The sequence below is a fragment of the Azospirillum picis genome, from assembly GCF_017876115.1.
Lineage (GTDB): Bacteria > Pseudomonadota > Alphaproteobacteria > Azospirillales > Azospirillaceae > Azospirillum > Azospirillum picis.
The window spans coordinates 218,843-242,046 of sequence record NZ_JAGINO010000006.1 but is presented as its reverse complement, the minus strand read 5'-3'; the positions used below and the strand labels follow the sequence as shown (position 1 = coordinate 242,046).

Sequence of the window (23,204 nt, the reverse complement as noted above, 5' to 3'; positions counted from 1 at the left end):
CAAAACGGCTTTGGAAAGTCCATCGCGCTGGAATAAATCCAGTTGCGCGCAGAACTCGCCTTGGTCTAAACCATTGCGGTATGACGCTCGACGACTGGCTCACCCGGACCGCCACCAAGGAAGAGGCCTTCGCCGCCCTGATCGGGACGAGCCAGGCCGCGGTCAACCGCTATCGCCGCGGCCGGCGCGTTCCCCGCCCGCTGGTGATGGCCCGCATCGTCGCCGCGACGGCCGGGGCGGTGACGGCGAACGACTTCCACGGGCTGGCGGACCGGGGCGGCGGCCGATGAGGGGGGAGCGGAGCGGGAACGGGAATGGTGAGGGCATGGAAAAGGCCCATCCCCGTCGGGAATGGGCCTTTTCCGAAAGCGGAAGGCGGGAGCGGGTGCCGTGTTACGAGAACAGGCTGGAAACCGACCGTTCCTCGCTGATGCGCATGATCGCCTCCGCCAGCAGCGGGGCGATGGTGAGCTGCCGGATGTTGCGCGATACGCGCACGGCTTCCGTCGCCTGGATGCTGTCGGTGGTGACGAGCTGCGACAGCGGCGACACGGCGACGCGGGCGACCGCACCGCCGGACAGCACGCCGTGGGTGCAGAAGGCGTGGACCGACTTGGCGCCGGCATCCATCAGCGCCACCGCGGCGTTGCACAGGGTGCCGCCGGAGTCGACGATGTCGTCCAGCAGGATGCAGCGGCGGCCGTTGGCGTCGCCGATGATGTTCATCACTTCCGACACGCCGGCGCGCTCGCGCCGCTTGTCGATGATGGCGAGATCGACATCGAGCCGCTTGGCCAGCGCGCGGGCGCGCACCACGCCGCCGACGTCCGGGGACACGATGGTCACCTCGTCGATGTTCTCGAAGGACTGGCGGATGTCCTTCTCGAAGACCGGGGCGGCCATCAGGTTGTCGGTGGGGATGTCGAAGAAGCCCTGGATCTGGCCGGCGTGCAGGTCCATCGTCAGCACGCGGTTGGCGCCGGCCTGGGTGATCAGGTTGGCGACCAGCTTGGCCGAGATCGGCGTGCGCGGGCCGGTCTTGCGGTCCTGGCGGGCGTAGCCGTAGTAGGGGATCACCGCGGTGATGCGCCGGGCCGACCCGCGCCGCAGCGCGTCGATCGTCACCAGCAGTTCCATCAGGTTGTCGTTGGCCGGGGCTGACGTCGACTGGATGACGAACACGTCCTCGCCGCGCACGTTCTCCAGGATCTCGACGAACACCTCCATATCCGAGAAACGGCGGATGCTCGCTTTGGTCAGCGGCACGCCGAGACAGGTGGAGATCGCCTCGGCCAGCGGACGGTTGCTGTTGCCGGCAAGCACCTTCATCGGGGACGGCTCTCTTTGCAGGGAAACGGCTCAAGGCACGTCCGCCGCTCGCGCGCCGCCGCCCCTTGAAAACGGGGCGGACCATAACAAAGGGTGGTGCCCGTGTAAACGTTCCATGACGGTGGGGCCTTTCCCCAATGGGGAAAACCGCCTTGCGCGGGGGGCATGGCCACGGCCACGCTCCCCGTCCGTCCGGGACCGTTCAACCCTGCAGGACGATGGCCGACAGGCCGCGCCCGTAATCGGCCTCACCGCGGTGGCAGGACCTGCGGTAGCTGAAGAAGCGGTCCTCTTCCGCAACCGTGTCGTTGGGGCAGCGCTGGATCACCGTGACTCCGGCATCGCCGAGCCGGCGGGTGACATAGGCGGCGAGATCGAACAGGAAATGGCCGGGCTTGCGGGCTGGCGCGAAATAGTCGCGGTTGCGCGCATCCTCCTCCTCGAACGGGGCGGGGAACTCGGGTCCCACCTCGTAGGAGCGCTGGGCGATGCAGGGGCCGATGCAGGCGACGATTCGCCCCGGCTTCGCCCCCAGCTCGACCATGCGGGCGACGGTCGCCTCGACGACACCGGCCTTGGCCCCCTTCCAGCCGGCATGGGCGGCGCCGATCACCCGCGCCTTGCTGTCGGCGAACAGCACCGGCGCGCAGTCGGCGGTCAGGATGCCCAGCGCGATGCCGGTCTGCCGGGTGGCCATGGCGTCGGCCTTGGGGGCGGTCCCCGGCGCCCACGGCTCCTCCACGACGACGCAGGTCGGGCTGTGCACCTGATGGCAGGTGATGAGGTGGCTCGGCTGCACCTCCATGCGCGCGGCGGCGCGGGCGCGGTTCTCGTGCACCGCGGCCGGCGAGTCGTTGGAGCCGAGCCCGCAGTTCAGCGAGGCGTAGAGACCAGTGGACACGCCGCCGTTGCGGGTGAAAAAGGCGTGGCGGATGTGGGTGATGTCGTTCAGCGCGCCGAGTGTGATCACGAACGCCGTCCTTCCCTGTTGTTGGCTGGCCGCTTCGCCGTTCCCCGCCGGTGGGGGAGGCGCGCCACGCCGACGGCGTGCCGTCGGCGCGCTGGCCATCCGGGGGGATCCGTCGACCCCGGATGAGCGGCCTGATGTTCGGAAATATTGTATCGGAAGCCCGGCGGTTTCCAGACGCTCAGGGCGTCTCGAACCCGGCCGGAGGGGTCTCCCTGGCGAACGCGCCGGGGGAGGCCAGGGCGATCAGCTTGAACAGCCTGCCCATCTGCGCGGGGTCGATCAGGCGGTCCAGGGCCGCGCGGATGTCGCGGGCCTGGGCCGGGGTCGCCTTGGCCGACAGGGCGGCGGCGCGCTCGCGGATGCCGAGGCGGCACAGCCACTCTCCCTGTTCGACCGGACCGAAGCTTTCCGCACCGCCCTCGCGTGCCGCTGCGGCGATCGCCGCGAAGTCGACATGGGCGGTCAGGTCGGCTTCGCCGGGCGCGTCCAGAACCGGGGCGAAGGCATGGCGGCGCACTGCCTGCAGCGTGTCGCCCGCCACTGGCCCGTAGGCGTAGCCATAATCGATGAGCAGGGCCGCGCCGGGGGCCGCCGCCAGCCGGGCGCCGATGGCCCGCGCCACCGCCTGGCTCGCCGGGGAAACCTCCACCACGCTGCCGTCGGGCTGGTCGCGCAGCGCGTCGGGGACCAGCCGGCTGCCGGAACTGCCGAAGGCTTCCAGCACGAAGCGGAAACGCGGCTCCTCCGCGCTTCCGGCGGGGTCGATGTCGACCAGCCGCTCGAACCAGCCGTGCGCCGTCTTCTGGACCTGGCGGATCGGCAGGGCGTCGAAGAACTCGTTGGCGACGAGGATGGTGGGGCCGTCCGGCACCTCCTCCAGCCGGTCATGCCACCGGAGGGCATCGCCCAGCAGCGGCTGCAGCGTCTGGCGCTGGCGCTCCCTCAGGACCGGGCTGGTTTCCACCAGATGGACGGTGGCGTTGTCGCGGAACAGGGGCAGCACCGCCGCCGCCCGCAGCAGGTCGGCCATCAGCGTGCCGCGGCCGGGACCGACCTCCACCAGGTGGAAGGGACCGGGACCCCCCAGCCGCGCCCAGCTCTCCGCGCACCACAGCCCGACCAGCTCGCCGAACATCTGGCTGATCTCGGGCGCGGTGGTGAAGTCGCCGCCGACTCCGAACGGGTCCTGGCGCATGTAGTAGCCGAGCCGCGGATGGCCGAGAGCCTCGGCCATGAAGGCGCCGACGCTCAGCGGGCCGTCCAGCAGGATGCGGCGTGCCAGCAGATGCGCCAGCGTCTCGCCGTTGCCCGGAGCGCCGGGGATGCCTTCGCCGCCGGCCATCGCGTCAGGCCAGGATCGCTTGGCGCCGGCCGCGCAGCACCAGCCAAAGGCCGACCGCCAGCATCGGCAGCGACAGGAGCTGCCCCATGGTCGCGCCGGCGAACAGGAAGCCAAGCTGCGGGTCGGGTTCGCGGAAGAACTCGACGGCGATCCGCGACAGGCTGTAGCCGATCAGGAACAGGCCGCCGACGGTGCCCGGGCGGCGGCGCAGCGCCGGGACACGGATGGCGACCGCCAGCAGGATGAACAGCAGCAGCCCTTCCAGAGCCGCCTCGTAGAGCTGGCTGGGATGGCGCGGCACCTGCAGCGGGTCGCGCGGGAACACCATGGCATAGGCGAAGTCGGGCGCCGGCCGGCCGTACAGCTCGCCGTTGATGAAGTTGGCGATGCGGCCGAAGAACAGCCCGATCGGCGCGCAGGCGGCGACGATGTCGCCGAAGACGAAGGGGGAGATGCCGCGGCGCCAGCAGAACAGCCCGATCGCCGTCAGGACGCCGACCATGCCGCCGTGGAAGGACATGCCGCCGTGCCAGACCTGGAGGGCGTCCAGCGGGTTTTCCACGTAATAGGGCAGGTTGTAGAACAGCACGTAGCCGATCCGGCCGCCCAGGATGGTGCCGACCACCGCCCAGGTCAGGAAGTCGTCGAAATCCGCCGGCGAGGGGCGGCTGTCGGGGTCGAGCCGCGCCAGCCCCAGGCAGTAGCGCCAGCCCAGCACGAAGCCGGCGAGATAGGCCAGCGCGTACCAGCGGACGACGACCGGCCCGACGGCGAGGGCCACCGGGTCGATGGTGGGGAAGGGTATGGCCAGCATGAGGGCTCCGGTCAGCGGTAGGGGTCGGGCTGCGACAGGAAATCCTGCACGTAGCGCCGGACTCCTTCCTCCAGTTCGGTGAAGGGCTGGTCGAACCCGGCGGCGCGCAGGCGATCCGTCGTCGCCTGCGTGAAATATTGGTATTTGCCGCGCAGATGCTCGGGCATATCGAAGTACTCAATCCGGGGGGGCTGTCCCAGGGCTGCGAAGGTCGCCAGCGCCAGATCGCGGAAGCTCCGCGCCTTGCCCGTGCCGACGTTGAACAGGCCGCTGACCTCCGGATGGTCGTAGAGCCACATCATCACGGCGACGCAGTCGTCGACGAAGATGAAATCGCGGAGCTGGCCGCCATCCTCGAAGCCCGACCGGTGCGACTTGAACAGGCGGGCCGGCTGCCCGGCGCCGAGCTGCGGGTACAGCTTGGCGACGACGCTCATCATGTCGCCCTTGTGTGCCTCGTTGGGGCCGTAGACGTTGAAGAACTTCAGCCCGGCCCATTGCGGCGGGACAAGGTCGCCGCCGGCGACCGCACGGGCGACCCGGCGGTCGACGAGGTGCTTCGACCAGCCGTAGGCGTTGAGCGGCCGCAGCCGGGCCAGCCCGTCGCAGGACCCGTCATCCTCGAAGCCGGCGGAGCCGTCGCCGTAGGTTGCGGCGCTCGATGCGTAGATCAGCCGGCAGCCGCGCCAGGAGCACCAGCGCCACAGGTCGAGGGTCAGGGCGACGTTGTTGGCGACGATCCTGTCGACGTCGCGCTCGGTGGTGGCGGAGATGGCGCCGAGGTGGAAGATCATGTCGATCTCGGCCGCGTGCTGGTCGAGGAAGGCCATGGTCTGCTCGGGCGCGACCAGGGCTGCGACCTCGCGCTTGGCCAGGTTCTGCCATTTCTCGCCGTCGCGGAAGCGGTCGACGACGACCAGGTCGGTGATGCCGCGCGCGGCCAGCGCCGCGACGAGGTTGGAGCCGATGAAGCCGGCCCCGCCGGTGACCACGATCATGCCGCTGCCCGCTGTTGACTGAAGCGATGGCGGACTTATAGGCGGCCAGGGCGGTGGGGGCAAGGTTGGTCCCCCCTCTCCCGCTCGGGCGGGCGGAAGAGGGGAGAGTGCGGTCCTTTACCGAGTCGCCCGGTTCGCGGCGCTGACCAGCGCGCGCAGCGAGGCGGTCACGATGTCGGCGTCGATGCCCACGCCGAACAGCGTCTTGTCGCCGGTCTTGACCTCGACGTAGGCGCAGGCCTGGGCGTCCTCGCCGGCGCCGATGGCATGCTCGCGGTAGTCGACCACGTGCAGGTCGACGCCGCAGCCCTGGCGCAGGGCGTCGAGGAAGGCGTCGATGGGGCCGTTGCCCTTGCCCTTGGTGGTGACGGTCTGGCCGTCGCGGCGCATCACCACGCTCATGGCGCGGGCGCCGGAGTTGGGGCCGCGCGGCTCGGTCGAATGCTCGACCAGTTCCAGCGGGCGGTCGGCATCCAGGTACTCCGCCTTGAAGGCGGCGTGGATGTCGGCGGGCGACAGCTCCTTGCCGGTCTCGTCGGCGACGCGCTGGACGACCTTGGAGAACTCGATCTGCAGGCGGCGCGGGATCTGCAGCCCGTAGTCCTTCTCCAGCACGTAGGCGATGCCGCCCTTGCCGGACTGGCTGTTGATGCGGATCACCGCCTCGTAGCTGCGGCCCAGGTCTTGCGGGTCGATGGGCAGGTAGGGGACCTCCCACTTGCCGGTGTTGGACTTGGTCAGCGCCTTCAGCCCCTTGTTGATGGCGTCCTGGTGCGAGCCCGAGAAGGCGGTGAAGACCAGCTCGCCGGCATAGGGGTGGCGCGGGTGGACGGGCAACTGCGTGCAGTATTCCGATACGCGGACGACCTCGTTGATGTCGTCGATGCTCAGGCCCGGGTCGACGCCCTGGGTGAACATGTTCAGCGCCAGCGTGACGATGTCGACGTTGCCGGTGCGCTCGCCGTTGCCGAACAGCGTGCCCTCGACGCGGTCGGCGCCGGCCAGCATGCCCAGCTCCGCCGCGGCGACGCCGGTGCCGCGGTCGTTGTGCGGATGCAGCGAGATGATGGCGGCGTCACGGTTCTTCAGATTGCGGCAGAACCATTCGATCTGGTCGGCATGCACGTTCGGCATCGACATCTCGACGGTGGCCGGCAGGTTCAGGATGACCTTGTTGGCGGCCGAGGCGCCCCAGGTCTCCATCACCGCCTCGCAGATCTCGACCGCGAAATCCAGTTCGGTGCCGGTGAAGCTCTCCGGCGAGTATTGCAGGACGATCTCCGTCTCGGGCGTCTCGGCGGCCAACTGCCTGATCAGCCTGGTGCCGGCGACGGCGATGTCGATGATGCCCTGGCGGTCCAGCCCGAACACGACGCGGCGCTGCAGCTCCGAGGTCGAGTTGTACAGGTGGACGATGGCGCGCTTGGCGCCCCTGATGCCGTCGAAGGTGCGGCGGATCAGCTCTTCGCGCGACTGGGTCAGCACCTGGATGGTGACGCCCTCGGGAACCTTGCCCTCGTCGATGATTTCGCGGCAGAAGTCGAAGTCGGTCTGCGAGGCGGCCGGGAAGCCGACCTCGATCTCCTTGAAGCCCATGCGCAGCAGCATGTCGAACATGGCGCGCTTGCGGTCCGGCCCCATCGGTTCGATCAGCGCCTGGTTGCCGTCGCGCAGGTCGACCGAGCACCAGACCGGCGCCTTGTCCAGGACGCGCGACGGCCAGCGGCGGTCGGTCAGGTTCACCTGCGGGAAGGCGGCGTACTTGGACGGCGACTTCGGCATGCTCGGGACGGCGGCGGTATGGCTCGCGGTGCTGGTCTGGGTCGCGGTGCTCATGGCGTCGTACTGCTCCTGTGGCGGTTCCGAACAGCTTCCCGCCTTTCCGGGGTGGCGGATCGGGACTGCGGGTCGGGACTGCGGATCGGATATCCGATCGGAATGTTCAGGGTGGAGGCCGGCGAGGGGTACGGCCGCGGAGCCGCCGGGAATTGGCTCAGCGACCGCTTGTAAGTCGCAGCCCCGGCCCCTGCCGGGCGACGCCGGATCCGGCGCCTTTACAGACTTCGCTCATGGAACAGACACTTCGACCGATGGAAACTGAGGACGAACGCAAAAACCCGGACGCTTTAGAGCGCCGGGCCGAGAAGTCGAAGAAGGGCGTTCGTGCGGTCGATGGTGTTCATGGCCCGCACTGTGCGCAGGAGCCGCAACGCTGTCAAGCGCCGAATGGCGCCGGCCGGATTGCTGAGCGCACCGACCATCCTGCCCTCATCCCCAGATCAGCCGGTAGAGGGTCGGCAGCAGAAGCGCCGTCGCCAGCCCGTTCAGCCCCATGCCCAGCCCGGCGAAGGCGCCTGCCACCTCGTTGACCTGAAGGGCGCGGGCCGTGCCGATGCCGTGCGCCGCCACCCCCATGCCGAATCCGCGCGCCCGCCAGTCCGTGACCCGGACGAGGTTCAGCACCCAGGTGCCGAAGGTGCCGGCGATGATGCCGGTGATGATGACGAACACGGCGGTCAGCGACGGCAGGCCGCCGATCTGCTCGGAAACCCCCATGGCGATCGGCGAGGTCACGGACTTCGGCGCCATCGACAGGATCGTCGCCTTCGATCCCCCGAAGGCCCACACCAGCGCCACCGCGCTCAAGGCCGAGGCCGCCGATCCGGCCAACAGCGCCACCACCAGCGCGACCGCGGAGCGGCGCACCTCCTGGAATTGGTTGTAGAGCGGCACGGCCAACGCCACCGTCGCCGGTCCCAGCAGGAAATGCACGAACTGCGCGCCGTCGAAATAGGTACGGTAGTCGACGCCCGATGCGGTCAGGACCGCGGCCAGCAGGATGACGGCGATCAGCACCGGGTTCAGCAGCGGACGGCGGCCGAGCCGTTCGAACAGCCAGAGCCCGACCTGGTAGGCAAGGAGCGTCAGGGTCAGCCCGGCAAGCGGGCTTGCCGAGAGATAGACCCAGATCTGGTGGAGGTCCGCACTCATGGCTCGTCGCCCCCGATCGTCGGCTCGCGCAGCCCGGCGTCGGTGCGCTGCAACAGGGCGGCCATGATCCTGGCCGTCACCGCCACGCCGAACAGCGTGCTGCCGAACAGCGCGATGACGATGGGCAGCGCTTCGGCTTCCAGCCGGGCGGCATGGGTCATCACCCCGACCCCGGCTGGCACGAACAGCAGCGAGAGGTGCCGCAGCAGGCCGCCCGCCGTTTCCTGCATCGGCACCGGCACGCCGCCGCGAAGCAGCAGCCCGGCGAACAGCAGGAGCATGCCCAGCACCGGCCCCGGCACCGGCAGGTGCAGCAGCCGGGCGGCGAGTTCGCCGGCGAGTTGGCAGAGCAGAAGGAGCGTCAGGCTTCCTAGCATCGCGGACTCCGGAAGGCGGGAGAGGGAAGGCGGGAGGGGGCTTCCGTCCTTCTACCGCAGCGGCCGGGCGCGCGGACTGAAATCCGCGAATGCGTGCTTTGCGCTTGGAGCCGCCGGCCTACTGGGCCTTGCGCGCATGCTGCGAGCCGCGGCGGACGATCGACTGCGCCTCGATCGTCACCTCCTTCTTTCCGAACAGCCGCAGGAAGATGGCGTTGACGGTGGCGTGGGCGCTGACGGTCAGCGTGCCGGCCGCGGCATCCTCGGCAATCGTCAGCGGCGACAGGTTCGATCCCAGGAAACCGTTGGGGAACGCCTTGTCGAAGAAGCTGCGGATGTGGCCGTCGCGTTGCGAGTCGAACATCACCCGCCCGCCGGCAAGCGCGGCCGCGTCCACGGCGTGCGACAGCCGGGCCTCCACCGCAAATCCACGAACGGCGTCAATGGTGCAGCCGGCGCCTACGACGGCCGGTATGGACAGAAGGAGGGCCACCGCCAGCAGCACATGGCGGCCCGTCCGCCGGTCTTCGTGCCCGCCATAGGGCAGGGGACGATAGACCAAGGTCATTGCTGGCCTCCCAAACAAATGGATATGCGGAAAGGAAAGGTGAGGATGGTCACCCAACTCTTAGCATCATCCAACCGTCGGGCAAACTTGGAAATGCAACAGAGCGGCAGCAGACGGATAGTCGGGAGTTACCTGATATTTTATGCAAAGGTACGGATCCGACCCTGCCGCGGGAAGAGTTTTGCGCCTTACCCTCGTGAATGGGATGGCGGGGGCCGGTTTCGACTTGCCGGATGCCCGATACAGCCAAAAGACTGAAGACAAAACCGTGCCAAAGAACCGGGGAATTGAGCCGGCGGAGCGGAATTAACGGGTTGTTGAGGGGCTTTCCCCGGAAGGCTCCGCGTCTTTCCGCTGTAACAAAAGCAGGTCTCCGCCGTGAGGCGTCTCTCCAGGTCTTTCCGGCGGCCGTTTTCCGGCCGGCCAGGATTGTGGTTGCAGCCAGCAGGCGCGATCGTGGCTTGCTGACCGCAAGCTGCGGCCGGGGGGCGACGCGCGTGTGGCGAACCGATGGCCGAAGTGGCTGCCGCGGCCGCACCGCCACATTGACCGCGCGCGTGCCTTCACCGTCGGCATGGCGATCTATAGAGTTGGGGTCTTATCGCAGGGAGGCGTCCCGATGAAGGGCGGCGCGTGGCGCGTGGTGTTGCTGGGATTGGCGGTGGCGGCGGCCGCGCTGGTGTTTCTCGCCGTGGAGATCACGCAGATCGCGGCCGACGACCGCACCGCCCTCGTGCGCGGGCTGGCGATCGGCGGAGTCGGATTGCTGGCGCTGTGGTACGTCTTCTCCAAGCTGGCCCGCCATTTTCGGGATCTCACCCGCCTGTCCGATCGCCTGTCTGGCACCCGCGGCCGGGTCGACCTCGAACCGTGGTCAAGCGGGCGCGGCGGCGAGATCGCACGGCTGGCGGATGTGGCCGGCGCGCTGCTCCGCGGCGACGGCGCCTCTGTGGCGGGCCTGCCCGCGGGCGGACGCTGGGAGCGGGCGGTGCAGGCGGCGCTGGCCCTTGCCGACGATCCACTGCTGGTCCTCGACGAGCAGGGGCGGGTGGAGCGGTTGAACACCGGCGCATCCCGCCTGCTTGGACTGGAACAGGGAGCCGACATCGGGAAATCCCTGCTGCGCGAGGATCTGGCGCGGGCCATCGAACGCGCACGGGGGGGAGGGGCGCCGGTCAGTGCGGTGCTTCGACGAACGGAGGAGGGGGAGTTGTCGGCACGAGTCGCCGATCTCGGCCTCAATGCCGGCGTGGTGTTGTCTTTTCCCGCCCGCGGTTCGGCCCATGCCGCGGCGCTCAGCGGCAGGCGCACGCTCAGCCTCCGGCCCTCCCAGGCCCCGGGGCCGCTGGGTGACGACGAGCCGCTGGCGGCCTTGCCCTTCGTGGCGCTGTGGGTGGCGACCGCCGGGCCGGAGCCGGACGTCGGGCCGGTGATCGCCGTCGGCACCGTGCGCCTCGTCGGTACGCGCATCTTTCCCACCGTCTCGCTCTCGCTGCTGATAGATCCGGTGGATCCGGTTCCGGCGGAGGCGGTGGAGCGGCATGGCATCGGCACCGCCATGGTAGCGGGCGAGCGCCCCTTCGGACAGGTCTGGCCAGCCATCCAGGACGCGCTCCACCATTGCATCGCGGTCGGGGTCGGCGTCGATGCGGCCTTGACGGTACTGGCGCAGTCGGTGGCCCATGCCGGCATCGCCGACCCGGTCCTGCCACCGTCGCTCGACCTCGGTGCCCTGGCGGCGGCGCTCGACCCGGCGCTGGCGGGCGCCCCCTTCGATCAGCTTGCCGCCGCCTTCGGCCTGACGCACAAGCCGCGCCTCGGTCCGCAGGCCCAGGCACAGGCGCAGGCCGAACTGGCGGCCGCCCTGTTCGCGCGCCTGAACGATCGCGGCATCGTTACCCAGGGCCAGGCCCGTGCACTGATCGCCGACAGGGCGGTGGTGTAGCGAGGGAACCGGGCGTGCGGCTCAGGCCGCCGCCCGGCGGTCCTCCGCCAGCCTTATTCCCGTCACGGATTGGCGGGTTCCCGGCCGGAGGCCATGGCGCGTCCAGGGACCGGCATGGTCGAAGGGCGTGAGGCAGCTTCCGCCGCGCAGCACCATGCGGTTGACGGCCAGCCGGCCCCGGACCGCCTCGTCCGGGCCATCGGGCCGGCGATAGCCGGGATAGAGGGTGAAGGCGTCGCACGTCCATTCCCACACGTCCCCGCACATCTGCCAGGGACCGGAGCCATGACAGGCACTGGGACGCGGGTGGCGCCAGCCGGTGCCCAGCAGATTGCCCAGATGATCGCCGGAATGGGTGCCCGCATGGCCACCCGACTGGCCACCCGACAGCCCATCCGACTGGTCGCCGAGGCCACCATGGCTCGGGCCGGCGGCCACGGTTTCCCATTCGGCCTCCGTCGGGAGGCGCTTGCCGGCCCAGCGGGCATAGGCGTCGGCCTCGTACCAGCTCACATGGCAGACCGGCTCGTCGGGATCCAGCGGACGCACGCCGTAGAGAGTGAAGATCCGCCAGCCGCCGGCGCCGTCGGCCGGATCGCCGCTGCGCTCCCAGTAGAGCGGGGCGCTCCAGCCTTCGGCCCGCGCCATGGCCCAGCCGTCGGTCATCCAGAGATCGCGGTCGCCATATCCGCCTGCGTCGATGAAGGCGAGATACTCGGCGCAGGTCACCGGCCGGGCGGCGAGCCGGAACGGATCGACCCAGACGCGGTGGCGTGGCCCCTCGTGGTCGAAGCCGGGCAGAGGAAGCGGCCGTCCGATCTCCACGAGCCCGCCGTCCCGGTCGATCCATTCGTCCGGCGGCGCGCCGGGGGGCGGCTGGTCGGGTGCCGGTTCATAGGCGGGACGAAGCGGATTGGACCACAGGGCATGCTTGATGTGCAGAAGCATGCGCTCCTGATGGCGGCGCTCATGGGCGATGGCCATTGCCAGGACCGGTTCCACCGCATCCCACAACCGCTCGTCCATCTGGTCGATCAGATGCAGCACCGCGGCATTGATCTGGTCGCGGTAGCGCATGATCTCGGCGGTCGTCGGGCGCGACAGCAGGCGGCCCAGCGGCGTCCTGTGGTCGACGCGCCCGCTGAACAGGTCGAGGAACACCGGATCGCACGGGCGATAGGCGGGGTTGAAGGGGATGAGGAGCGCCGCCTCGAACAGCCAGCTTGTGTGGGCGAGGTGCCATTTCGGCGGTGCGCCGTCGGGCGTGGTCTGCACCATCAGGTCTTCGGCCGACAATGGGGCGACCAGTTCCGCCGTGCGCGCGCGCGTCTTCTGGAAGCGTGTGGCGAGGGTCAGCCGGCGCTCGGCGTTGGACAGGGAGCCGTCTGACGGGCCGGCGAGGGGGATGGGATGCGTGTCAGGCACGGGCGTTCCCTCCGGTAAGGCGGTGAACCATCGGAGATTGTCCGCCCGGCCGGCAGCGATTGGAATGCACGCATCCGTGGTGTTGGAGTGACCGCAATTGTGCGGGAGCGACCGATTGCCGCGGCAGTCCCGGTCCGTCCGTTGCAAGATCCCGTGTGGACGGATCGCGGGCGCCTGCCGGTCGCGAAAACGAAAAGGCCGCCCGGAAGGCGGCCTTGTTCTTCAGAAGCGCGACGAACTGTCGGGCAAGCCTTACTTGATCTTGGCTTCCTTGAACTCGACGTGCTTGCGCGCCACCGGGTCGTACTTGCGGAACGACAGCTTCTCGGTGGTCTTCTTCGGGTTCTTCTTCTTGACGTAGAAGAAACCGGTGTCTGCCGTGCTCACCAGCTTGATGAGGACGGTGTTCTGCTTGGCCATGATCTCGATCCCGACAAAAAATCCGTGCCCCGCCGGCCCGGCGGGGCGGCGTCGTAGCGGCGGAAGATACTGACTGGCGCCGCGATGTCAAGCCCTATGGGCTGCCGTCGCAACAGGCGCCCCACCATTGCCCCAGGCGGTCGTCCGGCGCCCGGACGCGTGCCTCGGGGCAACGGTGGAACATGCCCGTCAGCGTTCCGCGACCGTGTTGACCACGGCCATGGCGACCGCCCGCTGGTACAGCCCCGGCTCGGCCAAAAGCCGCTTCGCGACCTTCAGGTCCAGCTCCGGCTCATGTTCCTTCCAGGGGCAGGTCTCACGCAGGCTGTTCAGCGCCGTCTCGTCGTCGGCCGCCTTCGAGCGCCAGCTCGCGATCTGCGCCGGCCGCAAGCGGCCCTCGCGCAAGTCGGAGAGCAGGGCCTCCGGATCGGTCTGGCCGGCGCGGCTGGTGCAGACGGTCGGCTGCACGCCCTGGCGGTGCAGCGTGTAGCCGGCGGGCGTGTAGATGCGGCTCCAGGTCAGGAACAGCTCGCCGTCGTTGGGCAGACGCGTGACGGTCTGGACGCTGCCCTTGCCATAGCTGGAGGCCCCGACCACCACCGCCCGACCGGAATCCTGCAGGGCCGATGCCACCACCTCCGCGGAGGAGGCGGAGCGGCCGTCGACCAACACCACCAGCGGCAGCCCTTCGAGGACGTCGTCGGGATTGGCGTCGAAGCGCTGGCGGCTCTCCGGGTTCCGCCCCTCGGTGGAGATGATGCGACCGCGCCGGATGAACAGGTCGGCGACCGCCACAGCCTGATCGAGCAGCCCGCCGGGATTGCCGCGCAGATCCAGCACCATGCCGTGCAGGGCGGTGCCGGCCGACTGGCGCATGGCGACGACCGCGCCGCGCAGGCCCGAAGCGGTCGTGGCGTTGAAGCGGTCCAGCTTCACGATGCCGACGTCGCCGGAAAGCGAATAGGTGACCGTGTTGGGAACCACGCGCTCGCGCCGCAGCAGCAGTTTGCGCGGTGCGCCGCCGTCCCGTGCGGTGGTCAGGGTGATGAGGGTTCCGGTCGGGCCGCGCAGGCGTTCGCGCAGGTCGGCATTGCTGACGCGGCCGGTCAGCTCGCCGTCGATCGCCAGGAGCTGGTCGCCCTCCGCGAGGCCGGCGCGGTCGGCCGGGCTGTGCGGCATCACCTCATGCACGAGGGTGCGGCCGTTGACGATGTCCAGCGTGATGCCGATTCCGCCGTAGCCTTCGCGCTGCGCGCGTTCGTTGGTGGCGCGCTGGACGCCGGTGTAGCGGGAGTAGCCGTCAAGGTCGGCGGTGACGCCGTCGAACACCACCTGATAGAGGCGCTCCGGCGTCGCCTTGGCGAGGGCCGGCGAGTAGAGGCGGGCGCGGTCGATGACGCGCGTGGTCAGTGCCGCCCAGCCGCCGGCATCGGTCGGTCCGGCGATGCCGTACTCCGCGGCCAGCGCACCGGAGACGTACAGGCGTACGGTGGTGCTCGCCCGCTCGACGGTGACGGCGGAATCGATGCCGGCCAGTCCCTTCAGCCCATCCATGCCCAGGCGGTCGAAGTCCACCGGATCAAGGTACACCTCGGCGATCTTGCCGAAGCCGACGGCGAAGACCTGTTCGCTGACGGGGTCGGGGGCCGGGGTGGCTGTCAGCGCGCGAGACGGTCCGGCGAAGGCGAGGCCGGAGGTGGCGATGGCGAGCAGAGCCGCTGCGGGAAGCTGGTGGACCGAGCGGCGGGCCAGGGTGCGGGGCAAATTGCGGAACGACCGGTGAAGTCGCTGTGCCCAACCGGGAAGGGCCGGGTTGCGAGCGGGCGACGGGCGAAACGGCGCGCTGAGATCGCACTTTGCCATGGGGCGGACCACGCCCTCCCTTTCCTGCAACCGGACCGGTGGAGATCGTTCCCGATCCCGGATGGATAAGAAATAGCACCTTCGTTTGGTTGCCGGACGGGACAAAATTGGTGTGCGCGCCCTCTCCGATGAGGATTGTACGAAGCTGTGTCTGGGCCGTCACACCGGTGTGGCATCGCCGTTCCCGGGTTCGCCGTGCCCCGGAGTCGTGCCATGGACCGGCAGGCTTTTTGCCGCCCCGCACAGGCGTGGCCGATCGGCCACGCCTGTGCGGGGCGGCTCAGGCCGCCGACTCGGCCAAGCGGAAGAGGGTGCTGCCGCTGAGCGGGTCGGCTTCGACCAGGATCACGCGGACGGGGTTGCTGAGGCGGAAGACCCGCCCGGACCGCTGCCCGACCAGCGCATGCGCCGCCTCGTCATGGTCGTAACGGTCGTCGGGCAGGCTGCTGGCCGGGACCAGCCCGTCGGCCCCGCTTTCGTCCAGGCGGACGAACAGGCCGAAGCGGCTGACCCCGGAAATGCGGCCGCTGAAGCGCTCTCCCACCCGGTCGGCGAGGAAGGCGGCGGTGTAGCGGTCGACGGCGTCGCGCTCGGCCGCGGCGGCGCGGCGCTCGGTGTCGGACAGGTGCTCGCCGATCTCCGGCAGCCGGCCCAGCGCCTCGTCGTCGAGCCCGCCGACGCCGAGGCCCAGCGTGCGGATCAGCGCGCGGTGGACGATCAGGTCGGCATAGCGGCGGATCGGCGAAGTGAAGTGGGCGTAGCGGTGCAGGGCCAGTCCGAAATGGCCGATGTTGTCCGGGCTGTAGGCGGCCTGGGCCTGGGCGCGCAGGATCACCTCGCTGACCAGCGGCGCTTGCGAGGTGCCTTCCACCTTGCGCAGGATGCGGGTGAAATGCTCCGGCGTCAGGTCGGTGCCCTTGGCCAGAGGGTGGCCGATCTCCGCCAGGAAGCCGCGCAGCGCTTCCATCTTGTCCATCGACGGCCGGTCGTGGACGCGGTAGAGGCCGGGCATGGTGCGCGTCTCCAGAACCTCCGCCGCCGCGACGTTGGCGGCGATCATGAACTCCTCGATCAGGCGATGGCTGTCGTGGCGTTCCCGTGCGGCGATCTCCGCGACCCGGCCGCGCTCGTCGATGCGCACGCGCCGTTCCGGCAGGTCGAGCTCCAGGGTGCCGCGCCGTGCGCGGGCGGCGGCGAGGCAGGCGTACGCGCCGTAGAGCGGGGCGATCACCGGATCGGCCAATGGCGCGGTCGCCTCGTCCGTCCGGCCGTCACGGCAGTCCTGCACCTGCTCGTAGGTCAGCCGGGCGACCGAGCGCATGAGGCCGCGCACCAGCCGGTGCCGGACCAGCACGCCGCGGCGGTCGATCCACAGATGGAAGGCCAGGCAGGCGCGGTCCTCGCCCGGCCGCAGCGAGCACAGGCCGTTCGACAGCGCCTCCGGCAGCATCGGGACGACACGGTCCGGGAAATACACCGAATTGCCGCGCTCGTAGGCAGCCTGGTCGAGCGCAGAGCCGGGGCGGACGTAGTAGGACACGTCGGCGATGGCGACCACCAGGTGCCAGCCCCCGGCGTTCGCGGGGTCGGCATCCGCCTCGGCCCACACCGCGTCGTCGAAGTCGCGGGCGTCGGCGCCGTCGATGGTGACCAAAGGCAACGCCCGAAGATCCTCGCGCTGCATCAGCGCCGGCACGGCCGCCAGTTCCGCCTCGCGCAGGGCGGCATGGGAGAAGGCGGTGGGCAGCCCGTGGGCATGGATGGCGATCAGGCTGAAGGCGCGCGGTTCTTCGGTGGAGCCGAGACGCTCGACGACGCGGGCCTGCGGTTGTCCGGCGCGGCCGGCCGGCAGCAGGTCGGCGAAGACGAGGTCGCCGGCCTCCGCCCCGCCGCGGTTGGGCGGCAGCACCAGGAACTCGGTCTTGTGGCGGCGGTCGGTGGGAACGATCCGTCCGCCGTCCGCGCTCGGCCGGTAGACGCCGAGGATGCGCCCCTCGCGTTCGCCGTCGATGCGGCGGATCACCCGCGCCTGGTACAGGCGGTCGTTGAGGCGGGCCAGCCTGGCCAGCAGGGTGTCGCCGACGCCAAGCGCCCGGCCGTCGCCGTGAGGCTTGTGATCCTGTTTGCGCCCCTTGTTGCCTTCAGGCAGCACGAAGATGCGGGGCGGCTCTCCCTCGCCGGTCCAGGTGAGCGGCCGGGCTGACAACTCGCCGTCGGCATCGACGGCGGTGACCAGCAAGACGGCAACCTCCGGCAGCGCCTGCGGCGGCGCCATCCGCTTGTTGCGCCCGCGCTCGACCACGCCGTCGGCCTCCAGGTCGCGCAGCAGGTCCTTCAGCGCCTCGCGGTCGGCGGAGCCCGACAGCTTGAAGGCACGGGCGATCTCGCGCTTGCCGACCGGGGTCGTGCTGGACCTTATGAAGGAGAGGACCTCGTCCTTGCTGGGGAAGCGGCTTTGGCTCACGGGGCGGGGAGTCCGTCGGTTCTTGTCTTGGAAACGGCTATATGGGGATCAATCGCCGCCGCGGCCGGCATCATCGCGGCCGGCATCATCGCGGCCGGCATCGTCGCGGCTGGTCGCCCATGGCCTGCCGGCCATCGCGCGCAGGGCGTCGCTGCGCTCCACCGCCTCGCGGAAGCCGGCCAGCGCGTAGCGTACCTCCGTCTTCTCGCCGGCCGGCGACTGGCCGACGATCGACACTTCGGGCGCCGGGGCTATCGTCTCGACCATGCGGCGGTTGATATCGGGATCCTCGACGGCGCAGGTGTTGGTTTCCAGCCGATAGGGCCGGCAGGGGGCGTCCGGCTTGAACACCGCGCGGGCCGCCCAGATGCGCACCAGCTTGTCGAGGTCCAGCGAGTCGGCGGCGACACGGAAGCGCAGCCCCTGGCGCCAGCGCTCGGTCGATCGCAGCCAGACCAGACGCGCCGTCCGGTCATTGACCCCGCGGGTCGACAGTTCGCACTCGACCTGCCGGGTCGCCGGCCAGATCTGGCAGTAGAGCTTCCAGGCCTTGAAGCTCTCGTCGTATTCCAGGAAGGGCCGGCCGCCGGGCGGCGCCGGCAGGGGCTGCCGGGCCGGAGCGCCGGCAGTCGCCGGACCGCTGGCGAGAAACAGCAAGGCGCCACTCAAGGCCGTGAAGGAGAGGACATGGCGCAGTCCGTCCATTCCGCTTGCTCTCGTCATCGATGTTGCGCCCCTGTTGGAAATGCAGGTGAGCCGCTCGGCAATGGCAATGTTGGAGCGCTATTCGTCATCCGCCGCAATAGGAAAATCTGGCAGCGCACGTTTCATATATTCGTCGAACAAAGGAACGGTGAATGCCGTATCTCCATGGGATGGAGAATAGATCATTCCCTTCCTTATCAGCGAATTTCGAGTGGGTGCAACTGAAGTGACTTTTACGCCCAGTTTCTCCGCGATGTCCCCCGACCTGTGCTTGCCCCGCCCGAGTTCGGCAAGCGCGCGCATGTATTTCCTCTCGGCGGGAGTGCAGCGATCAAACCGGACTTTGAAGAAGCTCTGGTCCAGTTCATCTATTGCCGGCCCGCTCGCTTTCTCGACGTCTGCCAGGCTGATGGCGTTGCCATCGGCAACGTTCCAGGACTCATAAGCCCATTGTTGCAGGAAATAAGGATAACGCTCGGTAATGTGCAGGATTTTTTCGATTGCACGTCTGTCGAATGTTACTCCCTCGGCAATTGCCGGCTTTTCGATCGCCTGGATCGCCTCTTCCGTGCCCAGTGCGCCGATTTCCGGAAACCTGAACAGGCGTTCTGAATAGGATTTGGAATTGCCAGCCAAGGCCCGGATCTGTGGAAGTCCAGCGCCGATCAGCATGAATGGGAGCTGCTTCTGGTTGATGCGGTGGATGGACATGATGAGGGCGCTGAACTCGCTCGACGCCAGATACTGCATCTCGTCCACGAACAGCGCGACGGGTCGCCCGGCGGCCTTGGCCGCTTCGCCGATGGTGGCAATCAAGACCGGAAGATCGGCTTCGATGTTCCCGCTGTCGGCCAGTCCGGCTTCACTGTCGATGCTGATGCCGAATTCGACTTCACTGATTGTGACCCGCAGGCCGTTCAGGAAGCCCTTCAATCCCATGAGGCCGCGCCGCGCCTTCTCGCGGGCGTTTTCCACCATACTCAGTGTGTAAAGTATGGATCTCAGGCTGGGCGCCAGCAGTTCCGGAAGGGAGGCGCCCTCCCGCGCTTCGATGAATGCCGTCTTGTAGTTCAGCGTTTCCGCATCGTCATTCAGCTTATTAAGCAGGACGGTTTTCCCGACGCCCCGCAACCCGACCAGGATCTGGCTCTGCGTAGGTTTGCCGGCGGCAGTTCTTTGCAGCGCCGTCTTCCCGGACACGATGATGTCCGCTCTCCCGGCAAGTTCGGGGGGAGGTGTGCCGGCGCCAGGGGCGTACGGGTTTCTGACCGGATCCATGATCAAGCGATCTTAGGGAATTATAGTGCAAAACCACTATAATTTGCGGCCTCCGATCGCGCAAGCCGCAGGTCAAGCGACCTTAGGGACTTATAGCAACTATTCCCTATAAACCGCTAAGGTCGCTATCGGTGCCGAAACCGGGGAGGGCTAGGCCTCCCTTCCATCGCCGCCGTCACTCCCGCCGCTCGGCGCGCCGGCGCAGCAGGTGGTCGGCGAGCACGCAGGCCATCATCGCCTCGCCGACCGGCACCGCCCGGATGCCGACGCAGGGATCGTGGCGGCCCTTGGTCAGGATGTCGGCGTCGTGGCCCTGGGTGTCGACGGTCCGGCGCGGCGTCAGGATCGAACTGGTCGGCTTCACCGCGAAGCGGACGACGACATCCTCGCCGGAGGAGATGCCGCCCAGGATGCCGCCGGCCTGGTTCGACAGGAACTGCGGCCGCCCGTCCGGGCCCATGCGCATCTCGTCGGCATTCTGCTCGCCGGTCAGCTCCGCGGCGGCGAAGCCGTTGCCGATCTCGACGCCCTTCACCGCGTTGATGGTCATCATCGCGCGGGCGAGATCGCTGTCCAGCTTGTCGTAGAGCGGGTCGCCCAGCCCCACCGGCACGCCCGAGGCCACCACCTCCACCACTGCCCCGACCGAGGAGCCGTTCTTGCGGATGCCGTCGAGGTAGGCGGCCCATTCGCCGGCGGCGACGGGGTCGGGGCAGAAGAAGGGGTTGTTGCCGGTCTCGGCCCAGTCCCAGCGGCTGCGGTCGACCTTGTGCGGGCCGATCTGCACCAGCGCGCCGCGCACCTGGATGGCGCTTCCCAGGACCTTGCGGGCCACAGCGCCGGCGGCGACGCGGCAGGCGGTCTCCCGTGCCGAGGAGCGGCCGCCGCCGCGATAGTCGCGGATGCCGTATTTTTCCCAATAGGTGTAGTCGGCATGGCCGGGCCGGAACTTGGATGCTATGTCGCTGTAGTCCTTGGACCGCTGGTCGGTGTTCTCGATCAGCAGTGAGATCGGGGTGCCGGTGGTCCTGCCCTCGAACACCCCCGACAGGATCTTCACCTGATCCGGCTCCTGGCGCTGGGTGGTGTAGCGCGACTGGCCGGGCCGGCGCTTGTCCATCCAGGGCTGGATGTCCGCTTCCGCAAGGTCGAGCAGCGACGGGCAGCCGTCGACGACGACGCCGATGGCCGGGCCGTGGCTTTCACCCCAGGTGGTGAAGCGGAAAAGCGTGCCGAAGCTGTTGCCGGCCATGAGACATCCTCCCAAGACGATCCGCCTTTGCAGGGCGGCGCCGTTTCTTGCGGCCTTTCGGCGGCAAGGTCAAGGAAGCGATGCGCCGATCGTCGTCGGATCGCCGGCGGGGATTCTCGGAGGGAATTTTTAAAGGGGAATGGTGCTGCCAGAGAGGATTGAACTCTCGACCTCTCCCTTACCAAGGGAGTGCTCTACCACTGAGCTACGGCAGCGACCGGTTGCCCGTTCCGGGGCGGGGATCGGAGGAATGGTGCTGCCAGAGAGGATTGAACTCTCGACCTCTCCCTTACCAAGGGAGTGCTCTACCACTGAGCTACGGCAGCCCCGAAAGACCGATCATCGCCTGGGCGATGCGTCCGGGTGAGGCGTCCAGGCTGGCCGCCCCCCCGAAGTGGCGCGGGTTATGCCACAGGCTTTTCGGGGATGCAAGCGCTTAAAGTCACCCCCGCCGCCACTTTTTTTCCGCGGCTGGTTTCACGCTCCCGTGCCCTGGATCTGCGCCTCGGCCGGGGGCAGCACGGCCTCGGCGCGGAAGTCGGGAACCACGGTGCCGAGGATCGCCAGCACCCGCTCGCCGTCACCGGCACGGGCCGCCGCCTCCACCTCGCCGACGGCGCGGTTGACCAGCGCGTAGTCGATCAGGCGGGGGGAGGCGAGGAAGACGCCGTCGGCCTCGGTGCGGCTCGGCGCCTCGGCGGCGGTCAGGATTTCCTCGAACAGCTTCTCACCGGGGCGCAGGCCGGTGTAGGCGATCTCGATGTCGACCCCGGGGCGGTAGCCGGCCAGCCGGATCATCTGGCGGGCAAGGTCGGCGATCTTCACCGGCTCGCCCATGTCCAGCACCAGGATCTTGCCGCGGTCCTCGGTCCGCGTCACGCCGTGGGCGGACGCCTGCAGCACCAGCTCCACCGCCTCGCGCACCGTCATGAAGTAGCGGCGCATCTCGGGGTGGGTGACGGTCAGCGGCCCGCCCTTGGCGAGCTGGCGGGTGAAGAGCGGGACCACCGATCCGGAGGAGCCCAGCACGTTGCCGAAGCGGACGGTCATGTAGCGGGTCGCCGTCTCCCCCGCCTCGCGGGCTGGCAGCACGTCGAGTGCCTGGCAATAGGTCTCGGCGAAGCGCTTGGCCGCGCCCATGACGCTGGTCGGCCGGATGGCCTTGTCGGTTGAGATCAGCACCATGGCCAGGCAGCCGGCGCCGCGCGCCGCGTCGGCGACGTTGCGGGTGCCGACGACGTTGGTCAGCACCCCTTCGCAGGGATTGGCCTCGACCAGCGGCACATGCTTCAGGGCGGCGGCATGGAAGACCAGGGCCGGACGTTCCTCCTGGAACAGGCGCAGGATGCGGTCGCGGTCGCGCACGTCGGCGATGACCGCGCGGACGTCCAGGGCGGGGAAGCGCTCCCGCACCTCCATCTCGATGCTGTAGAGGTTGAACTCCCCGGCATCGAGCAGGATCAGCCGCTCGGGCCCCAGCGCCGCGATCTGGCGGACCAGTTCGCTGCCGATGGTGCCGCCGCCGCCGGTGACGATCACCCGCCGGCCGCCGACCAGGCCGGAGATGGCGCCGCGGTCCAGCGCCGCCTGCGGCCGGCCCAGCAGGTCCTCCAGCGCGATCGGCCGCACGTCGATGCCCTTGCCCTCGCCGAGCGCCGACTTGAACTCGGTGAGGCTCGGCAGCCGCGACAGCACCAGCCCCAGCGCCTCCGCCCGGTCGAGCAGGGTGCGCAGGTCCGGTCCCTTGATCTCGCCGGTCGGCTTGGTGACGATCAGCCGCTGCGGCCGCTCGCCCTTGCGCTCCAGCGTGCTGACCACCTGTTCCAGATCGTCGGGTCCGCCCAGCACCGGAACGCCGCGCACGGCATGGCCGACCCGCCGGCCCTTCTCGTCGAGAAGGCCCACCACCCGGTAGGCCGACTGGCCGGGCTGGTCGAGCGAGCGGATGAACAGCTCCGCGGCATCGCCGACGCCCAGCAGCAGCACGGGGATGCGCGGCACCCCTTCCACCGCCTCGGCCCAACTGAAGCGCCGGTCCTTCATGAAGCGGTAGGCAAAGCGCGGGCCGCCCAGCAGCAGCATCTGCACCAGCCACAGGATCGGCGGCAGCGAGCGCGGCAGCAGTTCCGCCCGCGTCAGCAGGAACATCGTCAGCACGAAGCACAGCACCGCCACGGTGACCGCGCGCACCACCTGGATCAGGTCGGGGATGGAGGCATAGCGCCAGATGCCGCGGTACAGCCCGAACAGCACGAAGACCAGCGCCGACAGTGCCACCAGCACCGGCAGGGCGATCGTCAGCGCCTCGGAATACAAGGGAAAGGTTGAACCGCCCACCCGCAGGTAGAGGGCGACGACCAGGGCGATCCCGGTCATCACCAGATCATGCAGGAACACCAAGAACGCCCGCGCGGACGGGATACGCATGCCGCTGAACCCTGTTGTCGTTCGACCGCCCGTGCC

Annotated in this window: 19 protein-coding genes and 2 tRNA genes; 2 read left to right on the top strand and 19 right to left on the bottom strand. The window is 69.1% G+C overall.

The genetic code is table 11. From position 1 onward, the window contains the following. Positions 1-80: 80 nt before the first annotated feature. Positions 81-290 (top strand): XRE family transcriptional regulator, encoded by a 210-nt coding sequence (locus J2850_RS11520; RefSeq protein ID WP_209981699.1) that lies wholly within the window; start codon positions 81-83, stop codon positions 288-290. 103 nt (positions 291-393) lie between these two features. Here J2850_RS11520 and J2850_RS11515 read toward each other — a convergent pair whose 3' ends face one another. The 9 genes from J2850_RS11515 to J2850_RS11475 form a co-directional block, all read right to left on the bottom strand. Further along, complete coding sequence (locus tag J2850_RS11515) at positions 394-1,329, bottom strand: ribose-phosphate pyrophosphokinase (RefSeq protein ID WP_209981697.1); 936 nt, start codon at positions 1,327-1,329, stop codon at positions 394-396. A 202-nt stretch (positions 1,330-1,531) separates the two neighbouring features. Next, positions 1,532-2,299, bottom strand: a complete 768-nt coding sequence (pgeF, locus tag J2850_RS11510) for a peptidoglycan editing factor PgeF (protein ID WP_209981695.1) — start codon at positions 2,297-2,299, stop codon at positions 1,532-1,534. Positions 2,300-2,477: 178 nt separating this feature from the next. Then, the gene (locus J2850_RS11505; protein WP_209981694.1) at positions 2,478-3,641 is read right to left on the bottom strand and encodes a class I SAM-dependent methyltransferase; all 1,164 of its coding nucleotides are present in this window, start codon (positions 3,639-3,641) and stop codon (positions 2,478-2,480) included. A gap of 4 nt (positions 3,642-3,645) precedes the next feature. Further along, a complete protein-coding gene (lgt, locus tag J2850_RS11500; protein WP_209981692.1) occupies positions 3,646-4,455 on the bottom strand; it encodes a prolipoprotein diacylglyceryl transferase in 810 nt (269 codons plus the stop codon). A gap of 11 nt (positions 4,456-4,466) precedes the next feature. Next, positions 4,467-5,453, bottom strand: coding sequence for an ADP-glyceromanno-heptose 6-epimerase (gene rfaD, locus J2850_RS11495; RefSeq protein ID WP_209981690.1), 987 nt, complete (start codon positions 5,451-5,453; stop codon positions 4,467-4,469). Between the two features lie 117 nt (positions 5,454-5,570). After that, the gene (leuA, locus tag J2850_RS11490) at positions 5,571-7,235 is read right to left on the bottom strand and encodes a 2-isopropylmalate synthase (protein WP_209981779.1); all 1,665 of its coding nucleotides are present in this window, start codon (positions 7,233-7,235) and stop codon (positions 5,571-5,573) included. Between the two features lie 486 nt (positions 7,236-7,721). After that, positions 7,722-8,444, bottom strand: coding sequence for an LrgB family protein (locus J2850_RS11485; RefSeq protein WP_209981688.1), 723 nt, complete (start codon positions 8,442-8,444; stop codon positions 7,722-7,724). After that, positions 8,441-8,821 (bottom strand): CidA/LrgA family protein, encoded by a 381-nt coding sequence (locus J2850_RS11480; protein WP_209981686.1) that lies wholly within the window; start codon positions 8,819-8,821, stop codon positions 8,441-8,443. Before J2850_RS11480 ends, J2850_RS11485 begins: the two co-directional genes overlap by 4 nt. Before the next feature lie 118 nt (positions 8,822-8,939). Next, positions 8,940-9,389 carry a pilus assembly protein TadG-related protein gene (locus tag J2850_RS11475; RefSeq protein ID WP_209981684.1) on the bottom strand — a complete coding sequence of 150 codons (450 nt, stop codon included), beginning with the start codon at positions 9,387-9,389 and terminating at the stop codon, positions 8,940-8,942. 619 nt (positions 9,390-10,008) lie between these two features. On the opposite strand from J2850_RS11475, the gene J2850_RS11470 reads away from it, so the two are divergent. Next, positions 10,009-11,334 (top strand): exonuclease domain-containing protein, encoded by a 1,326-nt coding sequence (locus tag J2850_RS11470; protein WP_209981682.1) that lies wholly within the window; start codon positions 10,009-10,011, stop codon positions 11,332-11,334. Between the two features lie 21 nt (positions 11,335-11,355). Here the strand turns inward: J2850_RS11470 and egtB are convergent, their stop codons facing one another. From egtB to J2850_RS11420, 10 genes are all read right to left on the bottom strand, one after another. Beyond that, positions 11,356-12,759 carry an ergothioneine biosynthesis protein EgtB gene (gene egtB / locus J2850_RS11465; RefSeq protein ID WP_209981680.1) on the bottom strand — a complete coding sequence of 468 codons (1,404 nt, stop codon included), beginning with the start codon at positions 12,757-12,759 and terminating at the stop codon, positions 11,356-11,358. Between the two features lie 252 nt (positions 12,760-13,011). Beyond that, positions 13,012-13,179, bottom strand: a complete 168-nt coding sequence (gene rpmG / locus J2850_RS11460) for a 50S ribosomal protein L33 (RefSeq protein WP_012974790.1) — start codon at positions 13,177-13,179, stop codon at positions 13,012-13,014. 189 nt (positions 13,180-13,368) lie between these two features. Continuing rightward, entirely contained in the window at positions 13,369-14,943 is a 1,575-nt protein-coding gene (locus J2850_RS11455) for a S41 family peptidase (protein ID WP_246512986.1), read from the bottom strand. Between the two features lie 379 nt (positions 14,944-15,322). Next, positions 15,323-17,506 (bottom strand): ribonuclease R, encoded by a 2,184-nt coding sequence (gene rnr / locus J2850_RS11450; RefSeq protein WP_209981678.1) that lies wholly within the window; start codon positions 17,504-17,506, stop codon positions 15,323-15,325. 48 nt (positions 17,507-17,554) lie between these two features. Then, positions 17,555-18,211, bottom strand: coding sequence for a hypothetical protein (locus J2850_RS11445; protein ID WP_209981676.1), 657 nt, complete (start codon positions 18,209-18,211; stop codon positions 17,555-17,557). 78 nt (positions 18,212-18,289) lie between these two features. Continuing rightward, positions 18,290-19,489 (bottom strand): AAA family ATPase, encoded by a 1,200-nt coding sequence (locus J2850_RS11440; RefSeq protein ID WP_209981674.1) that lies wholly within the window; start codon positions 19,487-19,489, stop codon positions 18,290-18,292. Positions 19,490-19,664: 175 nt separating this feature from the next. After that, positions 19,665-20,741 carry a chorismate synthase gene (aroC, locus tag J2850_RS11435; RefSeq protein WP_209981672.1) on the bottom strand — a complete coding sequence of 359 codons (1,077 nt, stop codon included), beginning with the start codon at positions 20,739-20,741 and terminating at the stop codon, positions 19,665-19,667. 140 nt (positions 20,742-20,881) lie between these two features. Continuing rightward, positions 20,882-20,956 (bottom strand) — tRNA-Thr (locus tag J2850_RS11430). A gap of 36 nt (positions 20,957-20,992) precedes the next feature. After that, positions 20,993-21,067: transfer RNA gene (locus J2850_RS11425), tRNA-Thr, on the bottom strand. Between the two features lie 151 nt (positions 21,068-21,218). Then, positions 21,219-23,168, bottom strand: a complete 1,950-nt coding sequence (locus J2850_RS11420; protein WP_209981670.1) for a polysaccharide biosynthesis protein — start codon at positions 23,166-23,168, stop codon at positions 21,219-21,221. Positions 23,169-23,204 lie beyond the last annotated feature (36 nt).

Coding starts and splice junctions, on each gene's coding strand:
- rfaD (WP_209981690.1), bottom strand. CDS start 5,453: ATGATCGTGGTCACCGGCGGGGCCGGCTTCATCGGCTCCAACCTCGTC.
- J2850_RS11520 (WP_209981699.1), top strand. CDS start 81: ATGACGCTCGACGACTGGCTCACCCGGACCGCCACCAAGGAAGAGGCC.
- J2850_RS11470 (WP_209981682.1), top strand. CDS start 10,009: ATGAAGGGCGGCGCGTGGCGCGTGGTGTTGCTGGGATTGGCGGTGGCG.
- J2850_RS11420 (WP_209981670.1), bottom strand. CDS start 23,168: ATGCGTATCCCGTCCGCGCGGGCGTTCTTGGTGTTCCTGCATGATCTG.
- aroC (WP_209981672.1), bottom strand. CDS start 20,741: ATGGCCGGCAACAGCTTCGGCACGCTTTTCCGCTTCACCACCTGGGGT.
- J2850_RS11475 (WP_209981684.1), bottom strand. CDS start 9,389: ATGACCTTGGTCTATCGTCCCCTGCCCTATGGCGGGCACGAAGACCGG.
- leuA (WP_209981779.1), bottom strand. CDS start 7,235: ATGCCGAAGTCGCCGTCCAAGTACGCCGCCTTCCCGCAGGTGAACCTG.
- J2850_RS11505 (WP_209981694.1), bottom strand. CDS start 3,641: ATGGCCGGCGGCGAAGGCATCCCCGGCGCTCCGGGCAACGGCGAGACG.
- J2850_RS11485 (WP_209981688.1), bottom strand. CDS start 8,444: ATGAGTGCGGACCTCCACCAGATCTGGGTCTATCTCTCGGCAAGCCCG.
- J2850_RS11515 (WP_209981697.1), bottom strand. CDS start 1,329: ATGAAGGTGCTTGCCGGCAACAGCAACCGTCCGCTGGCCGAGGCGATC.
- lgt (WP_209981692.1), bottom strand. CDS start 4,455: ATGCTGGCCATACCCTTCCCCACCATCGACCCGGTGGCCCTCGCCGTC.
- J2850_RS11445 (WP_209981676.1), bottom strand. CDS start 18,211: ATGGACGGACTGCGCCATGTCCTCTCCTTCACGGCCTTGAGTGGCGCC.
- J2850_RS11480 (WP_209981686.1), bottom strand. CDS start 8,821: ATGCTAGGAAGCCTGACGCTCCTTCTGCTCTGCCAACTCGCCGGCGAA.
- J2850_RS11440 (WP_209981674.1), bottom strand. CDS start 19,489: ATGGATCCGGTCAGAAACCCGTACGCCCCTGGCGCCGGCACACCTCCC.
- rpmG (WP_012974790.1), bottom strand. CDS start 13,179: ATGGCCAAGCAGAACACCGTCCTCATCAAGCTGGTGAGCACGGCAGAC.